This window comes from Timaviella obliquedivisa GSE-PSE-MK23-08B (assembly GCA_019358855.1).
GTDB lineage: Bacteria > Cyanobacteriota > Cyanobacteriia > Elainellales > Elainellaceae > Timaviella > Timaviella obliquedivisa.
Genome location: JAHHII010000009.1, coordinates 88,340 through 102,551 on the forward strand (window position 1 = coordinate 88,340; position 14,212 = coordinate 102,551).

A 14,212-nucleotide genomic window follows, 5' to 3' on the forward strand; every position below is an offset into this window, starting at 1 on the left:
TAGCCTGGGAACGAGGAACAAGGGATAAAGAGACAGTTTTATTATTTCATTCACTTAATCATTTTTCCTATGGAACAGACTAGTGAACCTCGCCATCTCCCCAATTCCGAGCAGCTTAAACCCGAGCAGCTTAAACCCGATCGGCAAAGATGGCTATGGATTTTACTCTTGGTAGGACTACCTTTGACAAGCGCTACCGTCTGGCTGACTCAATCTGATTTTCCGGCTCGGCTTGAACAATTTCAGCACCAGACGTTTAGCTCCTTAAAAGCACCCTATCGCTATTCCTATGATCTGTCAGATTATCGTAATCCGGCATCACTAAGGGAACGAGAAATTGGCTTTTACCAAGAAAAGATTCGTAAAAATCCTCAAGGCGGACTCGATCGCGCTTATCTAGCGTCAGCGTATTTAGGAATGGCGAAAACCACAGGTGAGGGCAGTTGGTATCTACTGGCAGAACAAACGGCAAAGGAGTCTTTGGCAAGGCTATCAATAGATAATCCTAGCGCCATTTCTACGCTAGCCAGAGTTGCTGAAGCCAGGCATGATTTTGCAGTTGCGCTCCAGCTAACGCAACAAATTACCGATGAGCGGGATGTTTTGTCAATTAAGACAACATCTAACTTGGCAACTGGCAAACTTACCGAAGCCAGTCAGGCAGCAGATCAACTCGTTGACCTCAGCTTGAATACCAGCGCCTTTTTGTTGCAAGCGCTAGTTCGTAACGCTCAAGGAAAAGAGCAGGCTCTTGAAAGTTTTAACTATGCACTGGAGGTTGAAGAAGCAGGTGAGGTCAGTACCTCCGCAAGAGTCCGAACCTTACTCGGTCGATTTTATTATGAGCGTGGACAGATGAAGATGGCGCGGGATCTTTACGAAGAGGCGCTGACCATTCTGCCAGAATACCCCCTGGCATTGATCAATCTGGCTCAGTTAGATGTTCGGCAAGGGCGTTACGATAGTGCTCTTCAGCGCTATGAGCAGATTCCTTCAGGGATACCCACAGTTTACAATCCGCTGGTTTTGAGGGGTAAGGCACGAGTCAAAGCTTTGCAGGGCGATCGCCAAGCTGCTGAAACGCTCTGGGCACAAAGCGAAACCCTGCTGCGCCAGAGCTTTATCGGCGTGGACGACTTTGGGCATCGGCGTGACCTCGCTTGGCTGCTGTTGGAACGGGGACGCGCTCAAGATGTGCCAGAAGCCGTATCACTGATGCAAACCGAACTTAAAAATCGTCGGGATGCTGAGACACTAGATATTTACGCCTGGGCATTAATGCAAGCGGGGAAAATTTCCCAGGCTCAAACAGCCATTCAGGAAGCGATCGCTTCTGGCACACGCAACCCTGGCATTCTCCATCGCGCCAGTGCTATTGAGCAAGCTTTGGGTAACTCGGTCAAAGCGAACGAATATCAGCAACAGGTGATCAAGAGCGATCCGCAATTTGATGAGCAGGCACGTCAGGCGATCGGGTTAAATGCAGGACTGGGAGGATAAACATGATGCAGCACAAAAGGGATTTTCGGTTCTTCCATCCAAGAAGAGCAAAACGGTGGACAGGATGGCTAATGGGAACTCTATCTTGTTTAGGTGCAATTGTGATCTGGCTATTAACCGCAACACCCAGCCAAGCCCATTGGTCAGATATGTCGGCGGCAGAGGTAACGGTTAAAGATGCATCTGTGGAAATGATGCTGACCTTTCCAACGGGGCTAGTACCCTTTGCAGATGGCGATCGCAATCAACAGCTTTCAGTCGATGAAATTAATTCCCATAACGCTGATTTAAGACAGTTTTTTGATCAACAAATTCATCTGACAAATACCGAAAATACTAACGGTCAACTATCTGTTAGCCCCCTAGCTGCTGGAACGTTGCCAACCAACGTGCAAGTAGCTCCTAGTACACACTCTACAGTGCAACTGAGCTATGCCTGGTCTAAACCCATTGAGGGGGTAACCCTCAATTATGGACTGTTCCTTCCCGGCATTCAAACTGCTCATTGTCTTGCTACTATTTTGCAAGCAGGGCAGCTTAAAACTTTCATGTTTACGCCCAACAATCAAACATTTTCGCTAACGCCGGGTGGTGCTTTTAGCGGAGAAGTGGTGTTGGCGATCGCAGGTGCTTTTCTATGGGGCGCGATGCATTCCCTCACCCCAGGACATGGCAAAACACTGGTGGGAGCTTATCTCATGGGCGAACGGGCGACTCCCAAGCACGCACTCATTTTGGCAATGACCACGACAATTACCCATACGTTAGGAGTATTTGCGCTGGGGTTAGTGGCGCTATTTGCCGCTAAATATATTTTGCCTGAGCAGCTTTATCCATGGTTCAGTTTAACTTCTGGGGTAATGGTAGTGGCGATCGGGCTAAGTCTTTTCCGAAATCGCATGGCTCCTTCTAATCATTCTCACGTTCATGCTGATGATCACGCTCATGATCACACTCACGATCATAACTACCACCATCACGATCACCACCATCACGATCACCATCATCACGATCATTCCCATCACCACCCTGATCACAACCCTCACATCGACAAAGGAGTCAGTATCTCATCTCTCTTGGCTTTGGGAATTTCAGGAGGACTTTTGCCTTGTCCGGCTGCGCTGGTACTATTGTTGGGAGCGATCGCCGTTAATAAAACTGCATTAGGATTAATTCTAGTGATCTGCTTTAGCCTGGGTTTGTCAGCAGTCCTGACCGGATTAGGATTGTTGTTAGTCTATGCCAAAAGCTGGTTTAAGCGGGTGCCATCTTCAACCCGCTTTATCAAAATTTCGCCTCGTTTTGTTAAAGCCCTACCCGCCTTAAGCGCGATCGGCATTACATTAATTGGAACAGGAATATCAACTCAAGCATTCATGCAAGTTTTAGGAATCAATGGAGGTTAATATGCTGAAATGTTTAGGATCTGTTTTGTGCCTTTCCGGGCTGTTCGCTGGATCTGCCAGTAGCCAATCGCTCTCTCAAGAAGCCGCTCAGTATTCATCTGAGCCAATCGATTTAGTTTGTTATATGGAAACTGCAAGTGGGCAAGTTATTAATTTGACAAGCGTCTGTGGGGCAAGTCGAGTCATTACTCCCAGCGCTCCAGCCGCACCAAGCGTTCCAGCCGCACCACTGCCTGCGTCTCGCGGCAGAGCGTCCTCTGTCCTTAGCCCAGAGACAAATTTAGGGGGACTTGATGTGGGCGGACAGGACGGCTCACCGCTCTGCTTTGGAGTAGATGCTCAGGGTCGGGCTTGTCCATTCTCGCCAGTTACTACACAGGAATAGAATTTATGGTTCAGCAAATTGATCCGCCCTCAAATTTATCAATTTGGCAACAGCTTCGACAACAGCAAACAACCTGTGGACAAGCCCTAAAATCTTTGGTAGATGAACAGGGAAAGGTACAGATTGAATTACTGGATTGGGAATTAAATAACCGTTTTTGGCGATACTTTCCAGACAAAGAGCAATTACCGCCCCTAATTCCCTTATTGCTGTGGCAAAACTGTTTTTATTTGGGTAGCCCTGGAATCATTTCTGATGAAACGTTGCAGCAATTGCGCGATCGCCTCAACAATACGATTAAAATTATTCCTGTCACCGAAAAAAGCTATCGCTACTGGTATCGTCTGCAAATTTTAGAAACCGATCGCATTAGCGGCAATTCCTTCAACCCGCTCACTGGGCAAGCCGAGCACGACGAAGATATTGTCGAAATGGCAGAGCTTCATCTGTCCCAAGCCGATAACCAGGTAGAGCGAATTCGCGCCCTCATTTCTAGCGCCCTACGTAACCGTGCCAGCGATATTCACCTTGCCCCCGCTCCCGATGGACTACGAATTCGATTTCGGATTGATGGCATTTTGCGGCATATCACCACGCTGCCGCCTGCCATTAGCCGTAAAGTGATCGTGTCGCTTAAGGTCATGAGCGACATGGATATTGCCGAAAGTCGTCGTCCTCAAGATGGCAGAGTCAGCGAAAAGTATATGCACGATCAGCAAGAGCAAGGCTTAGACCTGCGGGTGAGTGTGCTGCCCTGCATGAGCGGCAAGAAGCGGGAACCGGGTGAAAAAGCCGTGGTGCGGCTACTGCGACAAAAGAACTCATTTAGCACGATCGAAGAATTGGGCTTTGTCGATCGCACTCGTAAAATTTATGAGGGTTGGTTACGTGAACCGCAGGGCATGATCATTTTTACGGGGCCGACTGGCTCAGGAAAAACCAGCACGTTGTACACCAGCTTGCAGGCGATCGCCACCGAATCGGTCAACATTGTCACCGTCGAGGATCCGGTTGAGTACGTCCTGTCTGGCATTACTCAAACCCAAGTTCATGAACCTGCTGGCATGACCTTTGCTGCGGGTCTACGGGCAATTTTGCGGCAAGATCCTGACATTATTATGGTTGGTGAAATCCGCGATCACGAAACGGCAGAAACAGCAGTCCGTGCAGCATTAACAGGACACTTGGTGCTAACCACACTCCATACCAATGATGCGATCGGCGCAATTCCTCGTCTGAAGGATATTGGGCCCGACCCCGGCTTGATTAGCGATGCAGTTCTGGGAATTGTGGCACAGCGGTTAGTGCGAAAAGTTTGCTCACACTGTGCAGAGCCGTATCAACCAACGCAAGCGGACTGTGATCTGTTAGGGCTGAAACTAGCAGAAACCGAGGCGCATAGCTGGCGACAAGGAAAGGGCTGCACCTATTGCTTTAACTCCGGCTATCTAGGGCGAGAAGCGGTCATTGAGCTATTAAATATTGATGACACCATGCGTTCAATTATCTACGACGGAACCGTAATTGATCTGCGTCAATATTTGCGGAAAATTCAGTTCGATTCATTTTTGGTTGCAGCGATCGAAAAAGTACAAAGTGGCATCACCACTGTGGAAGAAGTTCGGCGAGTCTTGCCCCATAGCGCCCTCTGTTGGAAACGGGATAAGATCGATGAGTGAAGCGATCGCTCAAAAGCAAAAACCCCGCCAGGGAACAACAGGCAGTTAGCCAAGCGTCATAAATTTAAGTAATTTAGACAGAGGGACAGTTCTGGGATTGTTCTCAACCAATTTTAGAACTGAACAGGAAGAATCGGCAAAATCGCTAAAGTTTAGGGACGATTTTGAGACGACTGTGAGGGCAGATATAAAACCGTCCTATGGTCAATGCTTCTCCAGGCTCGCCGTAGCACAATCATAGTGTGAGGTACATGCTTATTCGTTACCTTTATCGATGTGGGATAAGCCCCAGTGCAATGCTGCTGTTATTAACGCTGGCATGATCCAGGGCTAAAGCAGTCATTCTCTAATCCCCCTACAAACCTTTGTAACAACTCAGGGAACAACCTAGCCATGCCAGCGTCATTCAATACCAGCAATGGAGTCCCTCATAGTCCAGTTTTGTCCATGAGTAGTCAATCTCTTCCAACATCTTGGTCAGCCGTTGAAGCGATCGCCGCCCCCCCGGCTGCGATACCCGTCAACCAACTCTCTAACTACGATTTGATTTTGCAATGTCAGGTTGGGTTACGTCCTAACAAAAACATCTTTGCCGAGCTAATCCGGCGCTACCATCCCCATATCGAGAAGGTGCTTTATCACCTTGCCCCCGATTGGACTGATCGCGCAGACTTAGCACAAGAAGTTTGGATTCGCGTCTATCGTAATATCACCCGTTTGCAGGAACCCGAAAAGTTTCGCGGATGGCTGAGCCGCATTGCCACTAACTTGTTTTACGACGAGTTACGCAAACGTAAGCGAGTCGCGCCTCCTCTTTCCTTAGATGCACCCCTGACCTTAGAAGACGGCGAAATGGGTTGGGATATTGCTTCTGATGATGCAGGTCCCGCAGAAGAACTGGCGACTCAGGAATTCTACGAGCAGTTGAGATCTGCGATCGCTGACCTCCCCGAAGCCTTCCGCACTACCATTGTATTGCGCGAAATTGAAGGGCTGGCTTACGAAGAAATTGCCGAAATTACTGGCGTTTCCTTAGGAACCGTTAAGTCTCGCATTGCTCGCGCCCGTCTGCGCCTACAGCAGCAACTCCAAGGCTATCTAGAGGATTAATTCTTAGCCAACTGTGTTGTCATAGACCGTGATAGACAATTCAATTTGCTATGATTCAGATCCATATAGATTTGAACCAGGCTTCGCATCAATTGGTGTTACCTCACATAAAGTAGCCATCCCCGATTCAGAACACAGAGAATCTGAAAAATGACCTCCAACTTTGACCAGTACGAACCTAAACAGCATTCTTCCCATGGTGGGCAAGACGGTAATGAAACCTTCTCAGAGATACCCAATTCTTTGAAGTGCACTCCCGAAGGGCTACCCGCTAGGGATCGCTTTGAAATGTTGAGTGCCTACTTAGATGGCGAAGTTACCGCCCCTGAACGCCGTCAAGTGGAGGAGTGGCTCAAAACTGACTCCAAAATGCAGGGGCTTTACGCCCGCATGTTGAAAATGCAGCAAGGTGTCCGTCGGCTACCCACTCCAGTACCTGCCCAAACGGTTGAGCAAACGGTTCAACAAGTGGTTTCTCGGATTGAGCGCAAGCCCAAGCGAGTAGCTTTTTTGAGCGGTGGTATCGCGATCGCGGCTATATTTGTGGGAGCCGTTGTTAGCAACCTTCCCCGTGGCGAATTTGCCCCGCAGCTTGCAACTTCCCCTTACAGTCAGCAGGTGATCCCTAGCGACGGCTTAATGATTGCCCTCGATCGTCCTATTATTGATATTCCCAAAGCCACCATTTCAACTCCCAATTCACCTCGACCTTTCGAGTAACTCAGTAGACGAGTTAGCTGTTCTCGATTGGGACACGTCTCCGCTCATTCGTGCCCCGTCCAACGACCCTCTGGCAGCAAGAAACCCAGACGTTTAGCCCTCTCAGGCTCCATCAGATACACCCACGCATTGCCGAGGGGCTGATGAGCCAGGCTAAACGTCTGAATTTTTTGGCGGTAGTATTCATTTTCCTCAAAGGAGCGATCGGGGCAATAGTCTTCTAGTTCGTCGAGTGCTGCCAAGATTTGTGGCTCATGGAAGGAGAGCAGGAACCCATAAACGAGTGAATTGCCGGAAGTCATAGCGGGATAGCCCATGGGCAAGGCGTAAAGGGTTCCGTGGGCGATCGCTTCCTGGATTTCTAGGGCTTTTTGTTCTAGAGCTTTCTGACAGTAGCGATCGAAGTTTGCTTCTCCAGGCTTTAGAGTTCCATAGACAAATATATTTATCAAAGCTTACCTTCGTGAGATTCTAGGCTTTATCTTTGTATTGACCTGCTCTCTCTGCGGCTCTGTGCCGAGGTTTTGTGCTGGCGATCGCTGCAACCTTTTCCCACTCTGCCTGTTCCAACACCGCATCAAGAACATCAGACAGGTTACAGTGCTGTTCGTACGCAAGCTGCCTCAACATTTCATGATGTTCAGGTTGAATATAAACAGGCTTCCTTTGAGTTTGTGCCATATACGTTGTATATCTAGTTTGCTTCTCATCATAATTCAAAGATCTAATTAGCTCTATTGACAATTAGCTAATTAGCCAATTAAGCTTTTAGGATACTAAAATAAAAGTACTGTCAGAGTCAGTAATTTAAGGGCTGGAGTAAAATTTCTCTCACGCTTCTAAAATGAGCATTGCTCCTAAGACAATCTGTCTCGATAATCGCTTCTTTCATCCTGCTACCGATTTTCTTCTATGAACCGAAATATTGTTTCCCTATTTTCAGGTTGCGGTGGACTCGATTTAGGGTTCCTGAAAGCAGATTTTCATCTCACCTGGGCTAATGAATATGACAAAGATATTTGGGCGACCTATGAAGCCAATCATCTCGACACCTTTTTAGACAGAAGAGACATTCGGAAAATCAAGTCAGGGGAAATTCCTGATTGTGTTGGCATTATTGGCGGACCTCCTTGCCAAAGCTGGAGCGAAGCAGGTTCTCAGCGAGGGATCGAGGATGATCGGGGCAGATTATTTTTAGAGTATGTTCGGATTTTGAAAGATAAACAGCCTCGCTTTTTCCTGGCTGAAAATGTGTCTGGAATGCTGCATGAAAAACATAGTCGAGCTATTCAAAATATTGTCTCGGCGTTTGAGGAAGCGGGTTACACAGTTTCCTTTAAATTGCTCAATGCCATGAACCACAACGTCCCACAAGAACGAAAACGGGTGATCTTCATTGGCTACCATGTTGATCTCAAGAAACAATTTAATTTTGACTGGGTTGATGTCTCCACATCAATTCTCACGCTTGAAGATGCTATCTGGGATTTGCGGAATACGGCGATACCCGCCCTCGCAACCAATAAGACCAACGCCAAAGCCTGTCTATTGCCTAATCATGAATACATGATTGGAGGCTTTTCGAGCATTTATATGTCACGAAATCGAGTGCGATCGTGGGATGAACCTTCGTTCACTATTCAGGCAGGAGGCAGACACGCACCACTACACCCTCAAGCAAACAAGATGCTATTTACTGAGAAAGATAAGTTTGTTTTTGATGAAAATTCACCTTTTCCCTATAGAAGGCTCTCTGTTAGAGAATGTGCAAGGATACAAACTTTTCCTGACGATTTTATTTTTCACTATAAAGATCTTAGTGCAGCTTATAAGATGATTGGAAATGCTGTCCCTGTGAATTTAGGCTATGCGCTAGCTGATGCGATTTATCAGGATTTGTTCGTAGAGCATCAAGGCGATCGCAAACCTACAAAAACCCAAAAGCAACTGAGTCTTCAGATCATTTAATCCAAAAGCAACTGAGTCTTCAGATCACTTAATTAAATATTATTTTTTCTTTTCGATCATTAAGAAATATACTGTTTTTCGATCAGATTCAGGAAAATCGTCTCTCCATATTTTTTGAGTGATCTTATGAGGGAGGGGCACTCCAGCTACATTGTCAAAAACCCAGGGTGCATTATCCAGATTTCTAGATATCCCTAAGGCTCTGCTGTGTTCAGAATTGCTTTCTTGACCGATCCATTGCCTTCTAATAGATATTTCAAGCTTTTGTTTATATCGCTCAAAATATTCATCAAATGAGTAGAGTGTTAGATCGTCTTGATGTTTAATTGGTTGGGATGCCTCTAAGATAAACTCTGCTGGATGCTTTGACGAGCCGAGATTAGGGCTAGCCTCCAACATTAAAAACTGCATTAGCGTTTTGAAATCTTGCTCTACAAAAAATTTTTGCCAGGGTTGATTTCTCCTGAGAAGTAACCCTTGATGAAACTTGTGGACTTCTTCATCCATAGTGGTAATGATTGTTTCGGGATAAGACAGGCTCAAATTTGTATATAAAGTAAATAAATTCTTTCTTTGCAAACGGTTAAATGAAAAACTTCCTCCCATTTGCTTAATGGAAACACCCTGACCATTGAGATAAATATCTGCTTTCTTGTCTGAGTGGGAAGTGGAGATCTGAGAGAAATCTTCTAGACACTGAATCGGCACATAGCGATCGCTACTCGAAATAGGAGCCGCGACTTCCACAACATGACCAATGTGACTCAAATAAATTTTGCCAATATTCGAGAATAGAAATTTGCAAACTTCTATTTCATTACCTGCCATATCTTCTCTCCTTCTACTAGCCCAGGCTTGAGTAAGAGTAATCCTAGCTCAGGGGTGTAGAAGAGCTTTATTTCCGATCGCGCAAGTCGCCATTTTTGAGCAAGCAATTTGCTTCAAGAACAATTAATTGCGGTGTTTTTAGCACACGGCACTTCCGAGTTAGTTTTGATAGGGCTGAGACTTTTCCATTTTCTAATCCAGCCAGCGCTTCTGTGAAGGCAGGTTGAAAGCTCCTGAGCCAGCTTTTTGGCTCGGCAGTCAGATACTCGGGCTTAAATGTGTTTCGGTGGAGTACCCAAAAATCGAGGCCATATTTTTGAATAAACTGCTGGATTTTGCCCAAATCGTCGCTGTATTGTGCCTCGATTAAATCAATGGTGCGCTGGCGAATTGGGTTGTAGTAGCCCAGATGGAAGGGCAGGGCATATTCTCTGCCGACAAGGATCGATCGCCCTGCAAACGTTGGAATATTACTCGCCTCATCTGCTAGGGTTGCAATCAAAATATCTTTAGGTTGCTGCTGAAAAAACTCATACAGTGCAGTTTCGCCAGACACAATGTAGCCCGCTCTAGGAAAGTGCCGAAAGAACGCAGGATAGAACACTACTGCAATAGATATTCCAGCCACTAATGAGAGGACTGCAAATCTTTTGAAAGGACGATCGCCCATTTGTTCACAGGCACGTAACGTCATATCGAGAACGAGGATGAGGGTGATACCAGCGGCAAGGGCGATCGCAATTCTCCAGGTATGTCCGGTGTAGCGCGTCGGAAAAAATAATTTGAGAATAACGGCATGGGCGGCAATATACAAACCAAAAGCCACCGCAGCCATTTGGGGCAGAATTTTAATATCCGGACTTACCCGCGCCGCTAGCGGAAATCGAGTCGGCTTTTTCAGCAGCAGCGGCAATAGAAAACCTGTCCACACCAAGGGCGGCACAAACCGAGGCAGAATGCCGCTATTGGAACCAATTAGCCAAAACTTCCAAGGATTAGGATCATAAAATGGATGCCTACCGCCTGGATAGAGTTCAGGCATGGTACGGGCTTGGGCAGCAGTGACAGTGGGGGTAAATTCCGAAGAGGTAATCATGTAGGGCAGCATGGCAAGAAATCCTAGCCCAGTGATGATGGCAAATGTGAAAAGCGCGCTGCTTCGCAGATACCGCAAGGGTCGCCGCGTCAAGCTGGGCAGCCAACCTTTCCAGCGGGCGAGGCGAACGAAGAGAATGCCCAAGGAAATGAACAGGAGGGGTGGGTAGAAGAGGGCTTGCAGGATAATGACGAGAGTGAGCGATCGCCAAGAGCCGCGCAGCAAGTAATGCAAAAACGCCAGTAATAGAGGCGTAGCAAAAGAGCGAGGAGCCGCCGCCGCCAAATCTTCCCGCAGCCATAGCCCTTGATTGAGCAACTGCATCGCCACAAACCCAGCCGCCGGAATTGGGAAAAGCTGGAGACTGACTTTGAATCCATAAACTGTTAGCGCTAAGGCTAAGGCGATCGGCAAAAGTTTGCTGAAGGTCAGTGGCTCTATTCCCAATTGCGCCATCAGTTGATAGACAGTCGCATATCCCAATGGCGTAATAGATTTGAAATAGTCTGCGATTAAATCATTGGGAAACAAAGCTGGATCAACAAACTGCTGCATCCAAAACACGTACTCACGCGCGTCATCCTGCACCACATAGTCCGATTGAAAGGCTTGCCGCATTCCTAAAATGGCGTAATAAGCAGCGAAGGTAAGACTTAAGCCTAGCCAAAATCGTTCCAGTGCTTTGTTACTAGAAGTGGTGAAAAGTTGACGCAAACGGGGGAAGAGCATGGGCGATCGCAATAGTGCCTTTCCAGTTTATCGGGTGAGGGATTCATCAAAAATATTCATTATGAAACAACTGTCGCAGCCTATTTGCCCTAGCAATCATTGAGCTTACTTCTTACCCCCAACCGAAAACCTTCTGAGAACTGTTGAAGCTAAACGCTTAGAATGGTTTATGACCAATCTCGTCAGCAAGTTAATGAGGAGCGTTTTCCGTGGAGTCCCGTTACAATCCGGCAGAAATTGAGGAAAAGTGGCAACAATTTTGGGCAGAGCAAGGGATGGACAAAACTCCCGAAGCGATCGACAAGCCTAAGTTCTACGCGCTGTCCATGTTTCCCTACCCGTCCGGCAATCTGCACATGGGACATGTCCGGAACTATACTATTACAGACGTAATTGCCCGCACCCGCCGAATGCAGGGCTATCGGGTATTGCACCCAATGGGCTGGGATGCCTTTGGCTTACCCGCCGAAAATGCTGCCATTAAGCAAAACAGTCATCCAGCACAGTGGACTTACCAAAACATTGCTCAGATGAAAACCGAGCTAAAGCGGCTGGGTTTGTCCTACGACTGGGATCGGGAGGTGGCGACTTGCTCTCCTGATTACTATCGCTGGACACAGTGGATTTTCTTGGAATTCTTCAAATCGGGTTTGGCGTACCAAAAAGAGGCAGCGGTTAATTGGGATCCGGTTGATCAAACTGTGCTGGCTAATGAACAGGTCGATAGCGCAGGACGAGCCTGGCGATCGGGCGCTTTGGTCGAAAAGCGTTTACTTCGCCAGTGGTTTCTCAAAATCACTGATTACGCCGAGCAGTTGCTCAAAGACTTGGATCAATTGGATGGATGGCCCGATCGGGTGAAGGTCATGCAAGAAAATTGGATTGGCAAATCTACTGGGGCACAGGTCGTCTTTACAACCGAGGCGGGGGATGAGTTGCCCATTTTCACCACTCGCCCCGATACGCTTTGGGGGGCAACGTTTATGGTGCTGTCGCCTGAGCATCCCTTGGTGGAAAAGCTAACTACGGATGAACAGGCTACTGCCATCCAAGCTTACAAAACCGCAACTGCGGCAGAAACCGACATTGAACGCACGGCTGAGAACCGCGAAAAAACAGGGGTTTGGACGGGCAGTTATGCGATCAATCCGGTTAACAACGAGAGGATTCCTATTTGGATTGCCGACTACGTGTTGATGGGCTATGGCACCGGAGCCATTATGGCAGTCCCCGCTCATGACCAGCGCGATTTTGAGTTCGCCAGAAAGTTTAACCTCCCCATTCGAGCAGTGGTGCAGCCCGCTGACCAAGCGCTAGACGGCGCAACTATGACTGAAGCCTATCCAGGTGACGGTATGATGGTTAATTCAGCGGCACTGGATGGCGTTGCAGCCGGTAAGGCAGCGGGTCAAAGTGTTGAAGTGGCGATCGCTTGGCTAGAAGCCCAAGGCAAAGGCAAAGGCACCTCAACTTATCGGTTGCGGGACTGGCTGATTTCTCGGCAGCGCTATTGGGGCGTGCCAATTCCAGTCGTCCATTGTCCCAATTGCGGCATTGTGGCAGTTCCTGAAGCAGAGTTGCCGATTGTTTTACCCGAAGAAGTTGATTTTTCTGGGAAAGGGGCTTCCCCCTTGGCTCAGCTAGAGTCTTGGGTTAACGTGTCTTGCCCTACCTGTGGCACTCCGGCAAAGCGGGAAACCGATACGATGGATACCTTTATTGACTCGTCCTGGTATTTCCTACGCTACCCCGATGCTAGGAACGCGCAACAGTTGGGCAATCCGGCAGTGGTGAATGATTGGATGCCTGTGGATCAATATGTTGGTGGCATTGAACACGCCATTTTACACTTGCTGTATTCGCGGTTTTTTACCAAGTTCCTGCGCGATCGCGGCTTCCTCAATTTCGATGAACCCTTCCAGCGTCTGCTAACTCAAGGCATGGTTCAAGGCTGGACTTATATGAATCCCAACAAAAGCGGCAACGCCCAATGGATTCCTTCCGCCTTGGTTGACCCTAAAGACCCTAAAGATCCTGAAACGGGGGAGCCATTAGTCGGGTCTTTCAAAACCATGTCTAAATCCAAATACAACGGCGTTTCACCCGATGATGTGATCAACAAATATGGCGCAGACACCGCCCGGATGTTTATTCTCTTCAAAGCGCCGCCCGAAAAAGATCTAGAGTGGGATGAAGCCGATGTAGAAGGGCAATCGCGGTTCCTTAACCGAGTTTGGCGGTTGGTCGCAGATTTTTCTGAACGAGGAGCAAGTACGAAGAAGGCGATCGCAGACCTCACCAAGCCTGAGAAAGAACTGCGTTACGCCATCCATAACGCGATTCAACAAATCACCGAAGACTTAGCAAATGACTATCAGTTCAACACCGCTGTTTCCGAGTTAATGAAACTCAGCAATGCCCTGACCGATGCTCCTTGCAAAGACTCTCCTGTTTACACCGAAGGCATTCAAACCTTACTCAAACTCCTTGCCCCCTTTGCTCCTCATATGGCAGAAGAACTTTGGCAGAGTTTAGGATATGCTGATTCAGTCCATCATCAACCTTGGTGCATCTTTGATCCCGCTGCATTAGTCGTAGATGAGATTTCGCTAGTGATCCAGGTTATGGGCAAAACACGGGGAACCATCCAGGTACCTGCCCAAGCCGACAAAGAAGCCTTAGAACAATATGCCCGCGACTCTGAACTCGCTCAGCGTCATCTTGCTGAAAAAGAGATTAAAAAAGTGATTGTTGTACCTGGAAAACTGGTGAACTTTGTGCTCGGATAACA

Annotated in this window: 12 protein-coding genes; 8 read left to right on the forward strand and 4 right to left on the reverse strand. The window is 47.7% G+C overall.

Features of this window, described 5'->3' with window-relative positions; all coding sequences use genetic code 11:
* Positions 1 to 69 precede the first annotated feature (69 nt).
* From KME11_16225 to KME11_16250, 6 genes are all read left to right on the forward strand, one after another.
* Positions 70 to 1,500 carry a tetratricopeptide repeat protein gene (locus tag KME11_16225; protein ID MBW4516757.1) on the forward strand — a complete coding sequence of 477 codons (1,431 nt, stop codon included), beginning with the start codon at positions 70 to 72 and terminating at the stop codon, positions 1,498 to 1,500.
* A 71-nt stretch (positions 1,501 to 1,571) separates the two neighbouring features.
* The gene (locus tag KME11_16230; GenBank protein MBW4516758.1) at positions 1,572 to 2,906 is read left to right on the forward strand and encodes an ABC transporter permease; all 1,335 of its coding nucleotides are present in this window, start codon (positions 1,572 to 1,574) and stop codon (positions 2,904 to 2,906) included.
* Between the two features lies 1 nt (position 2,907).
* Positions 2,908 to 3,291, forward strand: coding sequence for a hypothetical protein (locus tag KME11_16235; protein ID MBW4516759.1), 384 nt, complete (start codon positions 2,908 to 2,910; stop codon positions 3,289 to 3,291).
* A 5-nt stretch (positions 3,292 to 3,296) separates the two neighbouring features.
* Positions 3,297 to 4,970, forward strand: a complete 1,674-nt coding sequence (locus KME11_16240; GenBank protein ID MBW4516760.1) for a GspE/PulE family protein — start codon at positions 3,297 to 3,299, stop codon at positions 4,968 to 4,970.
* Positions 4,971 to 5,417: 447 nt separating this feature from the next.
* Positions 5,418 to 6,080, forward strand: coding sequence for a sigma-70 family RNA polymerase sigma factor (locus KME11_16245; GenBank protein ID MBW4516761.1), 663 nt, complete (start codon positions 5,418 to 5,420; stop codon positions 6,078 to 6,080).
* A gap of 150 nt (positions 6,081 to 6,230) precedes the next feature.
* Positions 6,231 to 6,800, forward strand: a complete 570-nt coding sequence (locus KME11_16250; protein MBW4516762.1) for a zf-HC2 domain-containing protein — start codon at positions 6,231 to 6,233, stop codon at positions 6,798 to 6,800.
* Positions 6,801 to 6,844: 44 nt separating this feature from the next.
* On the opposite strand, the gene KME11_16255 is transcribed toward KME11_16250, so the two are convergent.
* Together KME11_16255 and KME11_16260 are read right to left on the reverse strand one after the other, a co-directional pair.
* Positions 6,845 to 7,252, reverse strand: a complete 408-nt coding sequence (locus tag KME11_16255) for a gamma-glutamylcyclotransferase (protein MBW4516763.1) — start codon at positions 7,250 to 7,252, stop codon at positions 6,845 to 6,847.
* 19 nt (positions 7,253 to 7,271) lie between these two features.
* Positions 7,272 to 7,481, reverse strand: a complete 210-nt coding sequence (locus KME11_16260; GenBank protein MBW4516764.1) for a hypothetical protein — start codon at positions 7,479 to 7,481, stop codon at positions 7,272 to 7,274.
* Positions 7,482 to 7,712: 231 nt separating this feature from the next.
* Here KME11_16260 and KME11_16265 point away from each other — a divergent pair, with 231 nt between their 5' ends.
* Complete coding sequence (locus KME11_16265; GenBank protein ID MBW4516765.1) at positions 7,713 to 8,768, forward strand: DNA cytosine methyltransferase; 1,056 nt, start codon at positions 7,713 to 7,715, stop codon at positions 8,766 to 8,768.
* A gap of 39 nt (positions 8,769 to 8,807) precedes the next feature.
* Here KME11_16265 and KME11_16270 read toward each other — a convergent pair whose 3' ends face one another.
* Both KME11_16270 and KME11_16275 read right to left on the reverse strand, forming a co-directional pair.
* On the reverse strand, positions 8,808 to 9,596 hold the full coding sequence (locus KME11_16270) for a hypothetical protein (protein MBW4516766.1): 789 nt from the start codon (positions 9,594 to 9,596) through the stop codon (positions 8,808 to 8,810).
* Positions 9,597 to 9,663: 67 nt separating this feature from the next.
* A complete protein-coding gene (locus tag KME11_16275) occupies positions 9,664 to 11,421 on the reverse strand; it encodes a hypothetical protein (protein MBW4516767.1) in 1,758 nt (585 codons plus the stop codon).
* Between the two features lie 209 nt (positions 11,422 to 11,630).
* On the opposite strand from KME11_16275, the gene leuS reads away from it, so the two are divergent.
* Entirely contained in the window at positions 11,631 to 14,210 is a 2,580-nt protein-coding gene (gene leuS / locus KME11_16280; GenBank protein ID MBW4516768.1) for a leucine--tRNA ligase, read from the forward strand.
* Positions 14,211 to 14,212: the final 2 nt, after the last annotated feature.